This window comes from Janthinobacterium algoris (assembly GCF_051380935.1).
Lineage (GTDB): Bacteria > Pseudomonadota > Gammaproteobacteria > Burkholderiales > Burkholderiaceae_D > Janthinobacterium.
In genome coordinates, this window is sequence record NZ_JBNYXZ010000007.1 from 148,835 (window position 1) to 163,832 (window position 14,998).

The 14,998-nt window shown below is 61.5% G+C and carries 18 protein-coding genes; 10 read left to right on the plus strand and 8 right to left on the minus strand.

Annotated elements, in window-relative coordinates:
• Positions 1 to 53 precede the first annotated feature (53 nt).
• From ACQ4W7_RS12610 to ACQ4W7_RS12630, 5 genes are all read left to right on the plus strand, one after another.
• The gene (locus ACQ4W7_RS12610) at positions 54 to 659 is read left to right on the plus strand and encodes a phasin family protein (protein ID WP_436530848.1); all 606 of its coding nucleotides are present in this window, start codon (positions 54 to 56) and stop codon (positions 657 to 659) included.
• Positions 660 to 798: 139 nt separating this feature from the next.
• A complete protein-coding gene (locus ACQ4W7_RS12615) occupies positions 799 to 1,470 on the plus strand; it encodes a TetR/AcrR family transcriptional regulator (protein WP_034758777.1) in 672 nt (223 codons plus the stop codon).
• A gap of 41 nt (positions 1,471 to 1,511) precedes the next feature.
• Positions 1,512 to 2,285: a tetratricopeptide repeat protein gene (locus tag ACQ4W7_RS12620; protein ID WP_426072406.1), complete on the plus strand. Its 774-nt coding sequence runs from the start codon at positions 1,512 to 1,514 to the stop codon at positions 2,283 to 2,285.
• Positions 2,286 to 2,296: 11 nt separating this feature from the next.
• Positions 2,297 to 2,842, plus strand: a complete 546-nt coding sequence (locus ACQ4W7_RS12625) for an LOG family protein (RefSeq protein WP_426072555.1) — start codon at positions 2,297 to 2,299, stop codon at positions 2,840 to 2,842.
• A 325-nt stretch (positions 2,843 to 3,167) separates the two neighbouring features.
• A complete protein-coding gene (locus ACQ4W7_RS12630) occupies positions 3,168 to 3,761 on the plus strand; it encodes a PEP-CTERM sorting domain-containing protein (RefSeq protein WP_426072554.1) in 594 nt (197 codons plus the stop codon).
• Positions 3,762 to 3,923: 162 nt separating this feature from the next.
• Here the strand turns inward: ACQ4W7_RS12630 and ACQ4W7_RS12635 are convergent, their stop codons facing one another.
• From ACQ4W7_RS12635 to ACQ4W7_RS12645, 3 genes are all read right to left on the minus strand, one after another.
• Positions 3,924 to 4,436 (minus strand): YgjP-like metallopeptidase domain-containing protein, encoded by a 513-nt coding sequence (locus ACQ4W7_RS12635; protein WP_426072405.1) that lies wholly within the window; start codon positions 4,434 to 4,436, stop codon positions 3,924 to 3,926.
• 162 nt (positions 4,437 to 4,598) lie between these two features.
• Positions 4,599 to 5,000 carry a KGG domain-containing protein gene (locus ACQ4W7_RS12640; RefSeq protein WP_436530851.1) on the minus strand — a complete coding sequence of 134 codons (402 nt, stop codon included), beginning with the start codon at positions 4,998 to 5,000 and terminating at the stop codon, positions 4,599 to 4,601.
• A 35-nt stretch (positions 5,001 to 5,035) separates the two neighbouring features.
• Entirely contained in the window at positions 5,036 to 5,548 is a 513-nt protein-coding gene (locus tag ACQ4W7_RS12645; protein ID WP_426072403.1) for a phasin family protein, read from the minus strand.
• A gap of 346 nt (positions 5,549 to 5,894) precedes the next feature.
• Here ACQ4W7_RS12645 and purU point away from each other — a divergent pair, with 346 nt between their 5' ends.
• Together purU and ACQ4W7_RS12655 are read left to right on the plus strand one after the other, a co-directional pair.
• The gene (purU, locus tag ACQ4W7_RS12650; protein WP_436530853.1) at positions 5,895 to 6,776 is read left to right on the plus strand and encodes a formyltetrahydrofolate deformylase; all 882 of its coding nucleotides are present in this window, start codon (positions 5,895 to 5,897) and stop codon (positions 6,774 to 6,776) included.
• A 50-nt stretch (positions 6,777 to 6,826) separates the two neighbouring features.
• Positions 6,827 to 7,369 carry a YaeQ family protein gene (locus ACQ4W7_RS12655; protein WP_034786185.1) on the plus strand — a complete coding sequence of 181 codons (543 nt, stop codon included), beginning with the start codon at positions 6,827 to 6,829 and terminating at the stop codon, positions 7,367 to 7,369.
• A 60-nt stretch (positions 7,370 to 7,429) separates the two neighbouring features.
• Here ACQ4W7_RS12655 and ACQ4W7_RS12660 read toward each other — a convergent pair whose 3' ends face one another.
• The gene (locus ACQ4W7_RS12660) at positions 7,430 to 8,224 is read right to left on the minus strand and encodes a head GIN domain-containing protein (RefSeq protein WP_436530855.1); all 795 of its coding nucleotides are present in this window, start codon (positions 8,222 to 8,224) and stop codon (positions 7,430 to 7,432) included.
• 186 nt (positions 8,225 to 8,410) lie between these two features.
• On the opposite strand from ACQ4W7_RS12660, the gene ACQ4W7_RS12665 reads away from it, so the two are divergent.
• Positions 8,411 to 9,046 carry a class I SAM-dependent rRNA methyltransferase gene (locus tag ACQ4W7_RS12665; RefSeq protein ID WP_102122529.1) on the plus strand — a complete coding sequence of 212 codons (636 nt, stop codon included), beginning with the start codon at positions 8,411 to 8,413 and terminating at the stop codon, positions 9,044 to 9,046.
• Positions 9,047 to 9,105: 59 nt separating this feature from the next.
• Here ACQ4W7_RS12665 and ACQ4W7_RS12670 read toward each other — a convergent pair whose 3' ends face one another.
• Entirely contained in the window at positions 9,106 to 10,380 is a 1,275-nt protein-coding gene (locus tag ACQ4W7_RS12670; protein ID WP_436530857.1) for a c-type cytochrome, read from the minus strand.
• Entirely contained in the window at positions 10,377 to 11,117 is a 741-nt protein-coding gene (locus ACQ4W7_RS12675) for a c-type cytochrome (RefSeq protein WP_426072400.1), read from the minus strand. The genes ACQ4W7_RS12670 and ACQ4W7_RS12675 overlap by 4 nt, the downstream gene beginning before the upstream one ends.
• A gap of 140 nt (positions 11,118 to 11,257) precedes the next feature.
• Here ACQ4W7_RS12675 and ACQ4W7_RS12680 point away from each other — a divergent pair, with 140 nt between their 5' ends.
• Complete coding sequence (locus ACQ4W7_RS12680; RefSeq protein WP_426072399.1) at positions 11,258 to 12,679, plus strand: aminotransferase-like domain-containing protein; 1,422 nt, start codon at positions 11,258 to 11,260, stop codon at positions 12,677 to 12,679.
• A 251-nt stretch (positions 12,680 to 12,930) separates the two neighbouring features.
• Positions 12,931 to 13,278 (plus strand): DUF4870 domain-containing protein, encoded by a 348-nt coding sequence (locus ACQ4W7_RS12685; RefSeq protein ID WP_426072398.1) that lies wholly within the window; start codon positions 12,931 to 12,933, stop codon positions 13,276 to 13,278.
• Positions 13,279 to 13,445: 167 nt separating this feature from the next.
• On the opposite strand, the gene ACQ4W7_RS12690 is transcribed toward ACQ4W7_RS12685, so the two are convergent.
• Positions 13,446 to 14,087: a 3'-5' exonuclease gene (locus ACQ4W7_RS12690; RefSeq protein WP_426072397.1), complete on the minus strand. Its 642-nt coding sequence runs from the start codon at positions 14,085 to 14,087 to the stop codon at positions 13,446 to 13,448.
• Between the two features lie 9 nt (positions 14,088 to 14,096).
• On the minus strand, positions 14,097 to 14,597 hold the full coding sequence (locus tag ACQ4W7_RS12695; RefSeq protein WP_426072396.1) for a ProQ/FINO family protein: 501 nt from the start codon (positions 14,595 to 14,597) through the stop codon (positions 14,097 to 14,099).
• Positions 14,598 to 14,998 lie beyond the last annotated feature (401 nt).

A 14,998-nucleotide genomic window follows, 5' to 3' on the forward strand; every position in this document is an offset into this window, starting at 1 on the left:
GAATAAAAAGCATCCATGAAGTGGCATGGGCTTTCATATGACGGGAGCGGGCGATGGTGAAGAAATTGAAGGAGTTGACGGAAGACAAGGAATTGGCGAGCGCCGTGCGCTCGTCCGCGCAGCAGATCTGGCAAGCGGGCCTGGGTGCCTTCGCCAAGGCGCAGGAAGAGGGCGGGCGCGTGTTTTCCAAGCTGGTGAAGGAAGGCACGGAATTCCAGAAGCGCGCCGAAGACAAGGTGGCCGATGTCAGCGATAGCGTCGGCAAACTGGCCGATGGCGTGGGCAAGCAGGCCAGCGGTTCCTGGGACAAGCTCGAGCAAGTGTTTGAAGAGCGCGTCGCGCGCGCCCTGGCCACCATCGGCGTGCCGATGCAAAACGATATCGCCGCGCTGCACGCCAAGATCGATGCCTTGAGCGTGCAGGTGGCGACGCTGTCGGCCAAGGCCGCGCCGGCGCCCAAACCGAAGGCTGTGGCTAAGCCCGCCGTGAAGGCGGCGCCGAAAGCCGCGCCGAAAGCAGCCGTCGCCAGGTCACCGGCCAAGCCGGTAGCCAGGGCCGCGCCGCGCGCCGCAGCCAAGCCAGTGAGCAATTCAGCGAGCAAGCCAGTGAGCAAGCCTGCTGCGAGCGCGGCGGCGAAGAAAAAAGCGGCGCCGGCCTGAGTTGGTGCAGCATGCCTCCAGCCTGCTCGCGCAGGCTTTTTTTTTGCTTGCGTTTTTCGCCGGCGCCGTGGGGCCGAGTGTTTCATTACGGCTATCTTAGGTGGTATGCTTGCGGCAGAACACAGAGAGATTGCCCGCCATGCTACAAAAAGCACCACGCCGTACCCGCGAACGCATCCTGGAGTTGTCGCTGCGCCTGTTCAATGAGTTTGGTGAGCCGAATATCACGACGACCGTGATTGCGGAAGAGATGAACATTTCGCCGGGAAATCTGTATTACCACTTCCGTAACAAGGACGACATCGTCAATTCGATCTTCGTCCAGTTCGAGGCGGAAATCGAACGCATCCTGACCGTGCCTGACGGGCGCCGTTCGAATATCGAGGATGTCTGGCTGTATTTGCACCTGATGTTCGAACTGATCTGGCGCTACCGCTTTTTCTATCGCGACCTCAATGATTTGCTGTCGCGCAACCGCAAGCTGGAACTGCACTTCAAGCTGATCCTGGCGCACAAGATCAAGGTGGCCACGCAGCTGTGCGAAGATTTGCGCAGCGAACAGTCGCTCGAAGCGTCGGACATGGAAGTCGCTGCGATGGCGACGAATATGGTGGTCGTTGCCACCTACTGGCTGTCGTATGAATATGTGCGCAACCCGCGCAAGTACAGCGAGCAGCAATCGATGTCCGATGCGCTGGCGCGTGGCTGCTACCAGGTGCTGTCCCTGATCGGACCGTATTTACGCAATGAAACGCATTTGCTGTTTCGCAAACTGTCGGAAGAGTATGTGACCAAACTCAAGAATGACTGACGCGGCTGCTGGCGCCATGTCGTTAATTACAGGAGACATGTATGGCTTGGAAACAATTTCCCTATCCGGACGCGGCATATGTCTACACGCCGCACACTCTGGAGGCGGCCTGGGCGCGCCTGCATGCGGGCGATGTGGAGCCTTTGCCTACGCACTCTGCATTGGTGCAGGCCTGGCTGGCCTTCCATGCGGGCGACTTCGAGCGCGCCGCGAAGCTGGGTCTGGCCGTTGGCGTGCCCGGCTATGCGGTGGCGCACAAGGCGACCTGCATTTACGCCACGCACCTGGAAGTGAACGACAGCCAGAAACTCGACATGTACGAAGAAGTGGCGGAGCGCTGCGAGCGTCAGCAGAGCGAGCAGCCGGACAACCCGGCCGGCTACTACTGGCATGCCTACAGCCTGGGCCGCTACGCGCTGGGCACGTCCGTCGTCAAGGCACTGGCGCAGGGCATGGGCGCGCGCGTGCGCAACAGCCTGGACCGCACGATGACGGTGGCGCCCATGCATGCGGAAGCGCATATCGCGTTTGGGATTTATCATACGGAAATTATCGACAAGGTCGGCGCCATGATCGGCAGCCTGACCTACGGCGCCAACAAGGAAGACGGCTACCAGCATTTCAAGACGGCGCTGGCCCTGACGCCCTATTCGGCGCTGGCGCACAGCGAATATGCGCGCGCTTTGAACATGCTCGACGGAAAGAAAAAGCTGGCGGAAGCGCTGGCCCTGTATGAAAAGGCGGCCGACTGCGTGGCATTGGACGCCAAGGAACGCCTCGAGGTCGAGGCGGCGATCGATGAATTGAAAGGATAAGGATTACTGTGATCAAGGCTTTATGTGTGTACTGTGGCGCCAACGCGGGCGTCTCGCCGGACTATGCCGTGGCGGCGCGTGAATTGGCGCGTGTGCTGGTGGCAGAAAATATTTCACTGGTGTATGGCGGCGGCAAGGTTGGCCTGATGGGCGTGATCGCCGATGAAGTGCTGCGCCTGGGCGGCGAGGTAACGGGTGTGATCCCCACCCAGCTGGTCGAACGCGAAGTGGGCCACACGGGCTTGACGCGCCAGTTCATCGTGAAGGACATGCATGAGCGCAAGGCGATGATGGCCAGCCTGTCCGATGCCTTCATCGCCATGCCCGGCGGCTATGGCACCCTGGAAGAGTTGTTCGAGATGCTCACGTGGGCCCAGCTGGGCTTGCACGCCAAGCCCATCGGCTTGCTCAATGTGGACCGTTTTTATGATGGCTTGCTGGCCTTCGTGGAAAATGGCAGGGAGCAGGGCTTCATCCGCCCGCAGCACGCGGCTTTCCTGAACGCCGAAGCCGATCCTGCGGCGCTGGTGCAGCGCCTGAAGGAGTGCGCGCCCTAGCGTCGTCAATGCAATGTAATGCAATGCAATGCAATACAGCCATGCCCTGGAAAGTGCATGGCTTTTTTATTTCTGCACGGGAAAATTGATTAAGCTCAACAAATCAATTAATAAAAATATAGCTACAATATTTTTTATTTGGCATGTTTTTTTGAAAATGAAAATGCATTTTATGCATGAGTGTGGTCTACTGGCATTGTTCAAAAGTTAGGAATATCGGACACCGACGAGTGTTGTACAGACTCCCAAAAAAAGGTGCCGATCTGCTTCAAGTTGCCACAGCCACGCTACTTCATCATCTCGAAAGGATGCTATTTTGAAACCTATGACCCTCTTGCGGGCGACCGCTGTCGCCGCCCTTCTCGCCGCTGGCGGCGCCCACGCACAAACCACCACCATCGGCTTCGATGCGCTGGAACACCCCGGCATCTTCGGTTCCGTCTTCAACTCCTATTCCGAAGGCGGCTACGATTTCGACAGCAGCTTCTTGGGCCTGTTGAGTTCTGCGCATCAAAGCAATTTTGCCTATGCGGGTTCGGCGGGCCTTGGTGCCACATTCTTGTCGAGAACAACCATGAGCCGCACCGACGGCGCAGCCTTCTCGCTGAGCTCGATCAGCCTGGCGGACTTCGTGAGCTTGCCTGGCTCCTACGACGTGACGTTCATCGGCCGTCAGGTAGGCGGCGGCACGGTGACCCAGACCTTCAGTCTCGATGGCAGCCATACTTTCAGCGATTACACGTTTACGGGCTTCAACAATCTGTTGTCGGCATCGTGGAAGGAAGGCGCCTTGCACACCTTCCAGGTCGATAATATCGCCGCCAGTGTGAGCGCCGTGCCGGAACCGGCCACGTACGGCATGCTGCTGGGCGGACTGGGTCTGCTGGCCTTCCTGCGCCGCCGCAAGAACGCCGCCTGAACCTGAACTTGAGCAGGGTGCCGGCCACGCCGGCGCCTACGCGCCTACGCGCCTATGCGCATACGTATAAGCCGCCAGTGTTACCAGGTTGCTATGCTGACAGGCTGGCGCACGCAAACAGAGCCCCCGGTGCAACTGCTGGGGGCTTCTGTTAGGAGCGCATCACGACCACAGGCGCTGGCCCGACAGGTCGAGCTGCGTCAGGTACAGGCGCACGTCGAATTCGTACTGGTGGTATTGCGGTTCCATATACGTGCACAGCTTGTAGAACGCCTTGTCATGTTGCTTTTCTTTCACATGCGCCAGTTCGTGTACGGCGATCATGCGCAGGAATTCAAGCGGCACTTCCTTGAACATGGTGGCCACGCGGATTTCATGCTTGGCCTTGAGCTTGCCGCCTTGCACGCGCGAGATCGAGGTATGCAAGCCCAACGCATGCTGGATCACATGGATCTTGCTGTCGAATGCCACCTTGTTGATGGGCTCGGCATTGCGCAGGAATTCATTCTTCAAGTCTTGCACGTACTGGTACAGCGCTTTGTCGTTGCGCACATCGTGCGCGTTCGGGTAGCGTTTTAACAGGACTTCGCCCAGCTTGTCTTGCGCGATCAGTTGTTGCACTTGCGCTTGCGTTTGTTCGGAATAGGCGCTCAGGTATTTCAGGGATGGCTGCATGCGGGGGCGGGCGGGGTGGGGCGCGGAGGTGTCAGTAAGGCGAGAATGTACCATACCGCTGCGCCCCGCGCTGTGCCAACCCTTCACGGGGCCGCCTGCGCGCGCCCCGTGCCACCGTCAAGCGGCGCGCGCAGGTCAGCCTGGTCAGTCCTAGCCCTAGCCCTAGCCCCTGTCGTCCTCGTCCTCGTCCTTGCTGCCTTGCCGGCTCGCCCTGGCTTGCTGCTCGGCGCTGCCGCTGCGTGCCGTGCTACTGTTGCGGCTTTCATTGGCGCGCTGGGCCGATTGTCGGCTTTCGCCACCTTTTCTGCCGATTTCCGCCATGTGTTCGCGGTTGCGGCTGACGGCTTCACCACCTTTTTGCCCGGCCCGGCGTGCCTCTTCCGAGTCGAATTCATGCGCCGTGCCCTTTTGATGGGCTGCCTGACCGCCCTTGCTGGCAATTTCGCGTTGCTGCTCTTCGTTCATGGCGGCGAAACCGCGTTTGCTTGTGCCTTTGGCGTTGCCCGATTCGCTGGCTTTCTGGGTGTTGCCAGCGCCTTTGCCCTGCTCATTACTGTTAGCCATGTCGCTCTCCTTGCTGTCGAGTGGGAATCAGATGCTCAATGCGCCTGATCGGATTGCTTGCCGGTCTCGTGGCTGCGGCCTGCACCATCGTGGCGTCCCGTGGCGTGCATTTTTTCGATGATTTCACGCTGGCGCTGTGTGGCTTTTTCCGTTTCTTCGGCCGTCTTGCGTACCACTTCATCGGCGAAAGCCACGGCTGTACGGCTGGCTTCGGGCAGGTGGTTCTCTGCCGTGCGGTTCATCTCGACATGGGCGCTGGCGACGAGGTTGCCGAGTTGCTGCTGGTACTGGCGTAGCTTGTTGCTGCCCGGCTGCACCTGGGCAGCGGCCAGCGACATGAACTCGCCCGCGTCGCGCGCGCACAGCAGTTGCTGGCTGGCGCTGTTCCATTCCTGTAGCAGGTCTTGCGCCAGCCGCAGATGCAGCTCGCCCAATTGCTGCGTCGTATCGAACAGTTTGCGCGATAGTTCTGTGGCGAAATTGCACTGGGTCTCCAGGTGGGACTTCAGGGCGGGGCTGAGACTTTGGGGGATACTGTTGGTGAACATGTTCTACCTCAATGAAAATCTGGTCCGAGAAACACCCGGTGTACCGGATGCGACGTGTGCTGAAACAAGCAAAGAGATAGACGCCAGATGGCGTGCCAGGTTCCACGCCGGATGCCGGTTTGGCGCGAGAATGGCGCTTGGCAGGCGGGAAATCGCGATGACTTTGCGCCAGATCAAATGAACCGGAATCGGCTTGCCGTCGCTGGCAGCCATGCAGCTTGTGTGGAAAATGCCGGCTTACAGGCCCGGCCGTGCGACAATAGCCGGCTCGCGGCAGCGCAGCCGATGGCCGGCGCGCGTGGCTGAGCCGAGCATAGCCCACCTTTTTTTGCCTTATTCCGCGACCATGACGCATCCCGAATATATCCTGACCCTGTCTTGCCTGGACCAGCGCGGCATCGTGCACCGCGTGTCCGGCTTCCTGGCCGAACACGGCTGCAACATCCTCGATTCCGCCCAGTTCGGCGACCAGGAATCGCAGCTGTTCTTCATGCGTGTGCATTTCGCGCTGGAAGACGGCGCCGTCAGCGACGCCCAGCTGCGCAGCGACTTCGCCGACTTGTCGCAAGTCATGCAGCTCAATGGCCAATTCCATGGCCAATTGCACGATGCGCGCGTCAAGCCGCGCGTGATGCTGATGGTGTCGAAGATCGGCCATTGCCTGAACGATTTGCTGTTCCGCTACAAGAGCGGCTTGCTGAACGTGGAAATTCCCGCCATTGTTTCGAACCACATGGAGTTCTACCAGCTGGCGGCCAGCTACAATATTCCCTTCCACCACCTGCCGCTGGCGGCCGGTGCGCCGGAAGCGGCCAAGCTGGCGCAGGAAGCGAAGATCATCGAGTTGATGGACACGCACAAGATCGACCTGGTGGTGCTGGCGCGCTACATGCAAATCCTGTCGCCCGGCCTGTGCCAGGCGCTCGACGGCCGCGCCATCAATATCCATCACTCCTTCCTGCCCAGCTTCAAGGGCGCCAAGCCGTACGCGCAGGCGCACCACCGCGGCGTCAAGCTGATCGGCGCGACGGCCCATTTCGTCACGGGCGACCTCGATGAAGGCCCCATCATCGAGCAGGATGTCGAGCGCGTCGACCATGCGATGGATACCGAAACCCTGACGGCCATCGGCCGCGACGTCGAGTGCGTGGTGCTGGCACGCGCCGTGAAATGGTTCGTCGAGCACCGCATCCTGAAAAATGGCGATAAGACCGTGGTATTCCGCTGATCCCGTCGCCCGTACAATATTGACATCCACTTTACCGAGACAGAAACACGATGGCCCTTAAAGCAACAATTTTCAAAGCCGATCTGCAGATCGCCGACATGGACCGCAACTACTACCAGGATCACGCGCTGACCCTGGCGCGCCACCCGTCCGAAACAGACGAGCGCATGATGGTGCGCCTGCTGGCGTTCGCCATCCACGCCGACGAAGCGCTGACGTTTACCAAGGGCTTGTTCGACACGGAAGAGCCCGACCTGTGGCAGAAAGACTTGACTGGCGCCATCCAGCTATGGATCGAAGTGGGCCAGCCCGACGAAAAACGCATCCTGAAGGCCTGCGGCCGTTCAGAACAGGTGATCGTCTACAGCTATGGTGCAACCAGCCACATCTGGTGGAAGCAGATAGCGAACAAGCTGGAGCGGGCGAAGAACTTGACCGTGATCAACCTGCCATCCGAGGCGGCGCAAGACATGAGCAAGCTGGCGCAGCGCAGCATGCAGCTGCAATGCACGATCCAGGATGGCCAGATCTGGCTGACCGACAGCGTCAACACGGTCTTGATCGACCGCGAACCGGTGAAGCCGGCACGCTGATTTTGAGCGTTTGAAACGCAAAAAGCCCGGAGCGCTCCGGGCTTTTGTCATTGCAGGCATTTAATTGGGCGCGCTGCCCAGGCGCTTGATGCTGCTCGAACGCTGCATGCTGCGGCTGATGCGCGGATCGCCGTAATAGCTCACTTCGCCCGAGCCGCCGATGCTGATGCTCAAGTCATCCTTGGCCCACACTTCCGCCTCGCCCGAGCCGCCGATGCTGACCTGCACCTCGCGCGCGGTCAGGCGGCCCGCCTGGATATTGCCCGAGCCGCCGATCGATGCTGTCAGCTGCTCCGTCTTGCCGCTGGCCTTGAAGTTGCCGCTGCCGCCGATGGCCACGGACACCATGCGGCTGTCGAGTTCGCGCGCGTTGATGGAGCCGGAGCCGCCCACGTCGAAGCGCAGCTTCTCGGCGCGCAAGCCCGTTGCGGTGATGTTGCCCGAGCCGCCCACGCTGATGCGCTCCACCTGGCGCGCCTGGATCACGATGGTCAGGCTGCTTTGGCGGAAGTTGGCGTTGCGCTTGGCGGGGCGGATGCGCAAGGTGCCGTTTTCCACCGCCGTCTCGATCAGCGGCAGGATATTGTCATCGGCCTCGATGGTGACGCTATCCGTGTTGCCGATACGCAGTTCGACCGTGCCCGGCACATTCAGCGCCACGGCATGGAAATTGCCGACCTCGCGCGTCTGCTTTTGCAGCTTGCCGCTGCCCTGGATGCTGTTGCCGGAAATCCAGTCCAGCGGCGACGCCAGCGCCGGCGCGGCCGGCATGGCCAGGGCGCAGGCGGCCAGCAGCAGGGCCGTGGCGGCGCCAGCGTGGCGGCGGTGGCGGAGTTGGAAAATTGCGTGTGTCATTCTTGCTCCCTGTTTTGAATTGGACTGCATGCATGGTATGCCAGCCGGCCACGCCTGCGTACCGCGCTGCGACAGACGGCAATGCTGGCGGGACAGAATGCAGGAAGATGCGACAGGATGGCATGAGGTATCATGTCGCTGGGATATACGACGACCGGCACGCGCCGCTCACACTACTGGAATTACATGCTGATCATCACCATTAAACAGGGCAAGGAAAAGAGCTTGCTGGGCCAATCGTGGATTTACGCCTCCGCGATTGAAAAAGTCGAAGGCAAGCCGCAGGAAAAAATGAAGCCCGGCTCGACGGCCATTGTGCAAAGCTCGGCGAAGCAGTTCATCGCCCGCGCCGCCTACAATTCGAAGTCGCAGATCCGCGCGCGCATCTGGAGCTTCAAGGAAGACGAACCTGTCGACCACGCGCTGATCAAGCGCCGGGTCAAGGCCGCCATCGAGAAAAAATTGCCAGCCATCAAGAAGGCGGGCGAGAACCAGCTGTTGACCCTGATCAAGGGCGAAGACGAGGGCTTGCCGGGCCTGGTGGTGCAGCTGTTTGGCGGCGTGCAAGGCTACCTGATCTGCGAATTCAACGCGGGCGGCGTCGACGCATGGAAAGTGGCCATCGTGCAATCGCTGATGGCGTCCACCGGCTGCGCCAACGTGTACGAGCGCTGCGATGATCTGATGCGCAAGGGCGAAGGCTTGCCCCTGATTGACGGCGCCCTGGCGGGCGAAGAGCCGCCCGATGAAGTCATGCTGACAGACAACGGCGTGCGCTATGCGCTGGATTTGAAAACGGGACATAAAAGCAAGTTCCGTTGAGAACGGCTGCCTGACATAAAAAAACCGGCGCTGCCGGTTTTTTTATTTTCGTATGCGCGCTACTCCAGGGGCACGCTGCGATACTTGTTGACCTCCAGCGCCGACACGGCCGGCGCATCATTGCCCCACGAGGCGCGCAGATACGTCACCACGGCGGCCACCTCGGCGTCATCCATGACGGGGCCGAACGGTGGCATGCCATAGGGGCGCGGGTTGCCGCTGGTTCCCGGCGCAAAGCCGCCGTTGAGCACCAGGCGGATGGCATTGACGGCCGAGTCAGTCGTCAGCGCGCGATTGCCGGCCAGCGGCGGGTAGCCGGGTGGCAGGCCCTTGCCGTCGGCCTGGTGGCAGCTCGCGCAGTGCGCTTCATACAGTTTCGCGCCCAGCGCCAGTTGCTGCCTGGCTTGCTCCGACGTGTCGCGCGGTGCGCGTTGTGCGGGCTGCGCCGGGCCGGGCAAGCTTTTCAGGTACACGGCCATCGCCTGTACGTCGGAGGTACCCATGTGCTGCAAGCTTTGCCGCACCACCTCGGCCATGGGGCCGAAGACGGTGGCGCGCGGCGAGACGCCCGTTTGCAGCAATTCCACGATATGCGCCGTGTCCCAGTCGCCTAGGCCCGCTTCCGCGTCCGACGTCAGCGAAGGCGCGTACCAGCCCAGCACGGGGATCAGGCCGCCCGACAGGCCGTCGTCGCTGCCGCCCAGGGTGCTGCGGCTGCTATGGCAGGCGCTGCAGTGGCCCAGGCCCTGCACCAGGTAGGCGCCGCGGTTCCATTCCAGGCTTTGCGTCGTGAGTGGCTGGTACACGCCCGGCTTGAAGTACAGCGCGCGCCAGGCAGCCAGCGCGATTTGCTGGTTATAGGGGAAGCGCAGCGCGTGCGGCGCGTTTGCCTGCCTGTGCGGCGACAGGCTCTGGAAATACGCATACAGGGCATCGCTGTCTTCTCGCTGCACCTTGGTGTAGCTGGTGTATGGAAAGGCCGGATACAGCAGCCGGCCATCTTTCGACTTGCCGTTGTGGATGGCGCGCCAGAAATCGTCGGCCGTCCAGCTGCCGATGCCCGTTTCCTTGTCGGCGGTGATGTTGGGCGAGAGCACCTTGCCGAACGGCGTTTGCAAGGCCCGTCCGCCCGCGTACGGCACGCCGCCGCGAGTCGTGTGGCACGCCATGCAGTCGCCCGCCTTGGCCAGGTAGGCGCCGCGCGCGACCAGCTGTTCCTGGCTCAGGGTGCTTGCAACGGCAGGCGGGCCCGGGTCGTCGCTTGGGTACAGCACGAACTTGGCGCCGGCCGCGCCGATGGCCGCGATGGCGGCCACGATCATCCATTTTTTCATGGCGCCACCTGCGCGCTGGAACCCGGCACGCCGCCGCAGTGCAGCGGCAAGGGCAGGGCGATGCTGCTGGCGGGACGCGCGTCGGCGCTGGCCACTTGCGTGCCCAGCCAGGCCGAGACGGCGCCCACGTCTGCGTCCGACAGGCGCTGCGCCACTTGCGCCATACAATCGGGGGCATGGGCGCGGCGGATGCCATTCTTCCAGGCGCCCAGCTGGGCGTTGATATAGTCGCGCGGCAAGCCCAGCAAGCCGGGAATGGCGGGCGCCACGCCGGCCAGCTGCTGGCCATGGCAAGCGATACAGGCCGGGATTTTTTTCGCGCTATCGCCTTGCAGCACCAGTTGCTTGCCCCGCGCCAGGGCCGTCGTGCCGGCGCTGCTGGGCTGGGCCGGCGGCGGGGCAGGGTGCTGCGCCGCAAAATAGTCGGCGATTTCGCGCAGGTAGTCGTCCGGCAAGTGCTCGACCATGTAGTTCATCATCGGATACTGGCGCCTTCCCTCTCGAAAATTGAGCAGCTGGTTATACAGGTAGCCGGCCGGCTTGCCGGCGATGCGGGGAAAGAAGGCGTCGTGGCGTTCCTTTTGCGCATGGCAGGCCGTGCACGCCTTGATGCGCTGTTCCAGGCTGTCGTGGCGCGCCGGCAGTACGGCCGGTGCGGCCAGCGCCATGCCGGGCAAGGCGACGGCCAGGGTCAGGGCCAGTATGGAGAAGGAATGCAGTTGCACGGAAATTCGCATGGGAAAATAAGCTGTCTCGTCGGTCAATATGGCGTGCCGGTGTTGCTGCCCGGATGTTGTTACCCTAGCATATACCGGGTACTGTCATTGTGGCCGGATCAGTTGTGCAATAAAACTACGGATCAGTTTGAGGAGCAGGGTTGAAACGATATGAAGAATTGGCGGAAGAAGTCGCCGCCATGATCAGCACGCAGCTGTTGTTGCCTGGTGATAAATTGCCCTCCGTGCGCCAGCAGCATGCGCGCAGGGGCGTGAGCCCGTCGACGGTGTTCCAGGCGTATTATTTGCTCGAAGCGCGCGGCATGATCGTCTCGCGCCCCCGCTCCGGCTATTACGTGGCGCCGCAGCGCGCCGCGCTGGCGCCCGAGCCGGACAGCTCGCGCCCGCTCGACGCCAGCACCACCGTCGATGTCAGCGACCTCGTCTTCGAGGTGCTGGGCGCTGTGGGCGCGCGCGATATCGTGCCCTTCGGCTCGGCCTTTCCCAGTCCGCATCTGTTTCCGATGGAACGGTTGGCGCGGGCCGTGTCGGCCAGCATGCGCCGCCTCGATCCGTGGAGCACCGTCACGGATTTATCGCTGGGTAATGCGGAATTGCGCCGCCAGATCGCCTTGCGTTACCAGCTCGATGGCGTGCTCGTCTCCAGCGATGATATCGTCATCACGAATGGCGCGCTGGAAGCGCTGAACCTGTGCCTGCAAGCCGTCACGCGGCCTGGCGACACGGTGCTGATCGAGTCGCCCAGCTTCTATGCCTGTTTGCAGGCGCTGGAGCGGCTGGAGCTCAAGGCCGTCGAGATCGCCACCAGCCCGCGCGACGGCGTCGACCTGGCGGCGCTGGAAGAGTTGCTGCAGCGTCACCAGCCCAAGGCGTGCTGGCTGATGACGAGTTTCCAGAATCCCCTGGGCAGCCTGATGCCGCCTGAAAAGAAACGCGCACTGGTGGAATTGCTGGCGCGCCATGGCGTGCCGCTGATCGAGGATGATGTGTATGGCGAGCTGTATTTTGGCAAGCAGCGCCCCGGCCTGACGAAAAGTCATGACAGCGCGGGGCTGGTGATGCATTGCAGTTCGTTTTCCAAGACCCTGGCGCCCGGTTTCCGGCTGGGCTGGGCCGTGGCGGGCCGCTACGCGCGCCAGGTCGAGCGCTTGAAACTGACCACCAGCCTGTCGGCGCCGATACCGCTACAGATGGCGCTGGCCGATTACCTGGCGCAGGGCGGCTATGACCGGCATTTGCGCCAGCTCCGGCTGACCCTGGCGGCACAGCAAAACACCATGCTGCAAGCCATCGCCGTGCATTTTCCGCCTGGCACGCGGGTCACGCGGCCGCAGGGCGGTTATTTTGTCTGGGTGGAAATGCCTGCCGGCGTCGATGCGCTGGCCTTGCACCGTAGCGCGCTGGCGGCCGGCATCAGCATCGCGCCCGGCCCCATCTTTTCCGCCACGCGCGCGTTTCGCCACTGCATCCGCCTCAATTACGGCCATCCGTGGAGTCCGCAGCTGGAAGACGCCATCGCCACGCTGGGGCGGCTGGCGCTGGCGGCGGCAAGCGGCGCATGAAAAAAAGTCGGCTCTGCCCCCGGCAAATAGGGAAAATGCCGGAATCTTCCCGCTGCGCAGCTGTCTGACTCTGCATACTCACCACGCGGGAGCGAATCATGCGGCCAGCCGAATGGAAGCCCACATTGTGAGAATTCCTACATCTGACGGTGACATAGGCAAAAAAAGTTCCTTGCGCCAGCAAGTGTTTCATTTCAAAAAGAAATATTGCTGTTATATTGAAGTATCTATAACTAATGATGGGAATGATAATGGATAACACGCAGCCGGAAGTGGCTCGTACGCAAGATACGACGATCGCCATCCTGTCCCATGTTGGCGGCCTGTTCACCAGCTGGGTGGCGCCGCTGATCATTTATTTGATCAAGAAAGATGATGCGGATAAATTCTCGGCCGAGAACGCCCGCGAAGCGCTGAATTTCCAGATCACCCTGATCATCTGGTATTTCGCCTGCTTCATCCTGTCGTTCGTGCTGATCGGCCTGTTCCTGTTCTGGGTGGTGGCGCTGGCCAACCTGGTGTGCTCGATCGTCGCGGCCGTCAAGGCCAGCAATGGCATCACCTACCGCTATCCCTTGACCTTGCGCCTCGTCAAATAAGGCAGCGCCGGCTGCCGGGTTTCATCCCAGGCGGCCCGGCAGTGCCAGGAATGCGGCAAAGTTGGGCGCCACAGTGGTGGTGGCGCCAGTTTCGTGCGACCACTGCACGACCGCCGGTGGGTACCGATGGACTTGCTCTTGCTGATGCTGCAGGAAGGCGCGCCGGCTCAGGCGGGTGAGGGCGGCGTGGCCGGCAGCGTGCTGGCGCGCGACGCTTTTTGCGGCGCTACCTTGCCGCCGTCGGCGATCCAGCGGCGGTACACGCGCAGGGCGACTTGCGCATCGTCCGCCGCGTACAGGATCTGCTTTTCCGTCAGGCGCGACGTCGCCCAGTTGGTGGTGGAAATCTTTTTCGACTTCTGCAAGTGCAGGCCGAAGAACTTGGCCACGGCCGTCTTGGCGCCCAGGTCGTTGCGCTGGCCGCCGCGCAGGGCCACGGACAGGTCGAGCACTTGAGCTGGAACAATGCCCAGCTTGTTGCGCAGGCGCTTGACATCGTCGGACAGGCCAAAGCCCACCTTCAGCGTGGTGGTCGATTCAAGGATGGCTTTCAGTTCAGCCAGGGGCGGCGTGGCGCCCACCTGGAACAGGTAGGCGATGTCGTCGGTGGCCAGCTGGATCAGGTGCGGCCCCGTGGAGGACTCTCCCTTGACGAACGTCGGCTTCGATTCCGTATCGAAGCCGATGGCGTCCGCTGCCAGCAGGGCGGCCATGGCTGCCCTGGCTTCGTCACTGGTGCGTACCAGCTTAACGTGGTCGAGTGCAATGCCTTGATAGGGGGGCAGTGGCGATGCGGCAGCTGTGTCCATGAAACCGGATCAGCCTTTGCGCGAGAATTTCGCGGTCAGCTGATTCAGTTTTTCCAGGCGTAAACGGCTCGCTTCTTCGGCGGCAGCCGCGTCGCGCTCGGCTTTCTTGCGCTCGGCTTCTTTCTTGAAGCGCTGCTGCAATACTTGCGTGGCGTGGTCGCGGTGCGTTTGCGTCACTTCCGCGCCGGCCGTGCCGTCGAGGTCGTAGCGTACCTTGGCTTTTTCCATCATGCGCAGGTAGCGCAGCGAACCCGTGTGGATGCCCAGTGCCGTGCGCATCAGCTTGCGGTCCAGATCCGGCAGGCGCGCCAGGATCTGCTTGTCGATACCGATCGACAAGGGCAGGCAATCGCGGAATGGCGGGAATTGCTCCTGGAACTGCTTCAGCAGGGCGCGCGCGGTCAGGCCGGCAGGTGCCGGCGTGGTCGCTGCGGCCGCTGGGGCTGCATCGACTGGCGTGTCAGGAGTGGTGGCTTGCTGGTCTGGCGTGGAGCTGGTCATCGACATCATTGGTTGGGCTATAAAAGGGGAGCATAGCACGCGCCACAGGCAAGTGCATTGTCTTTTTTGGCAACTTGCGCTGAGATAAGCGGGGCCGTACTACAGTGCGTGCAGCGCGAAATGCTGGAAATGTGTATAATGTCGGCTTGCGCTGATGACTGGACTCAGTATTTGACGGTCTGGCTCAGGTGTGCAGGGGATAGGAGCAGTGCGGTGCAGGGCCATCATTATTGATATTTTTGATATCAGATATTTTACTTATCAATTATCCAGATAACTGGCCTTCGTGCATAATCTTGCTCTCCGCTGTGTCTTCACTGAACAACAATAGATTCAAGCCCGTTCTGGTACGGGCTTTTTTTCATTCCGCAATGTACATCGCTTATTTATCTGACCCGGCTTCGGCCCCG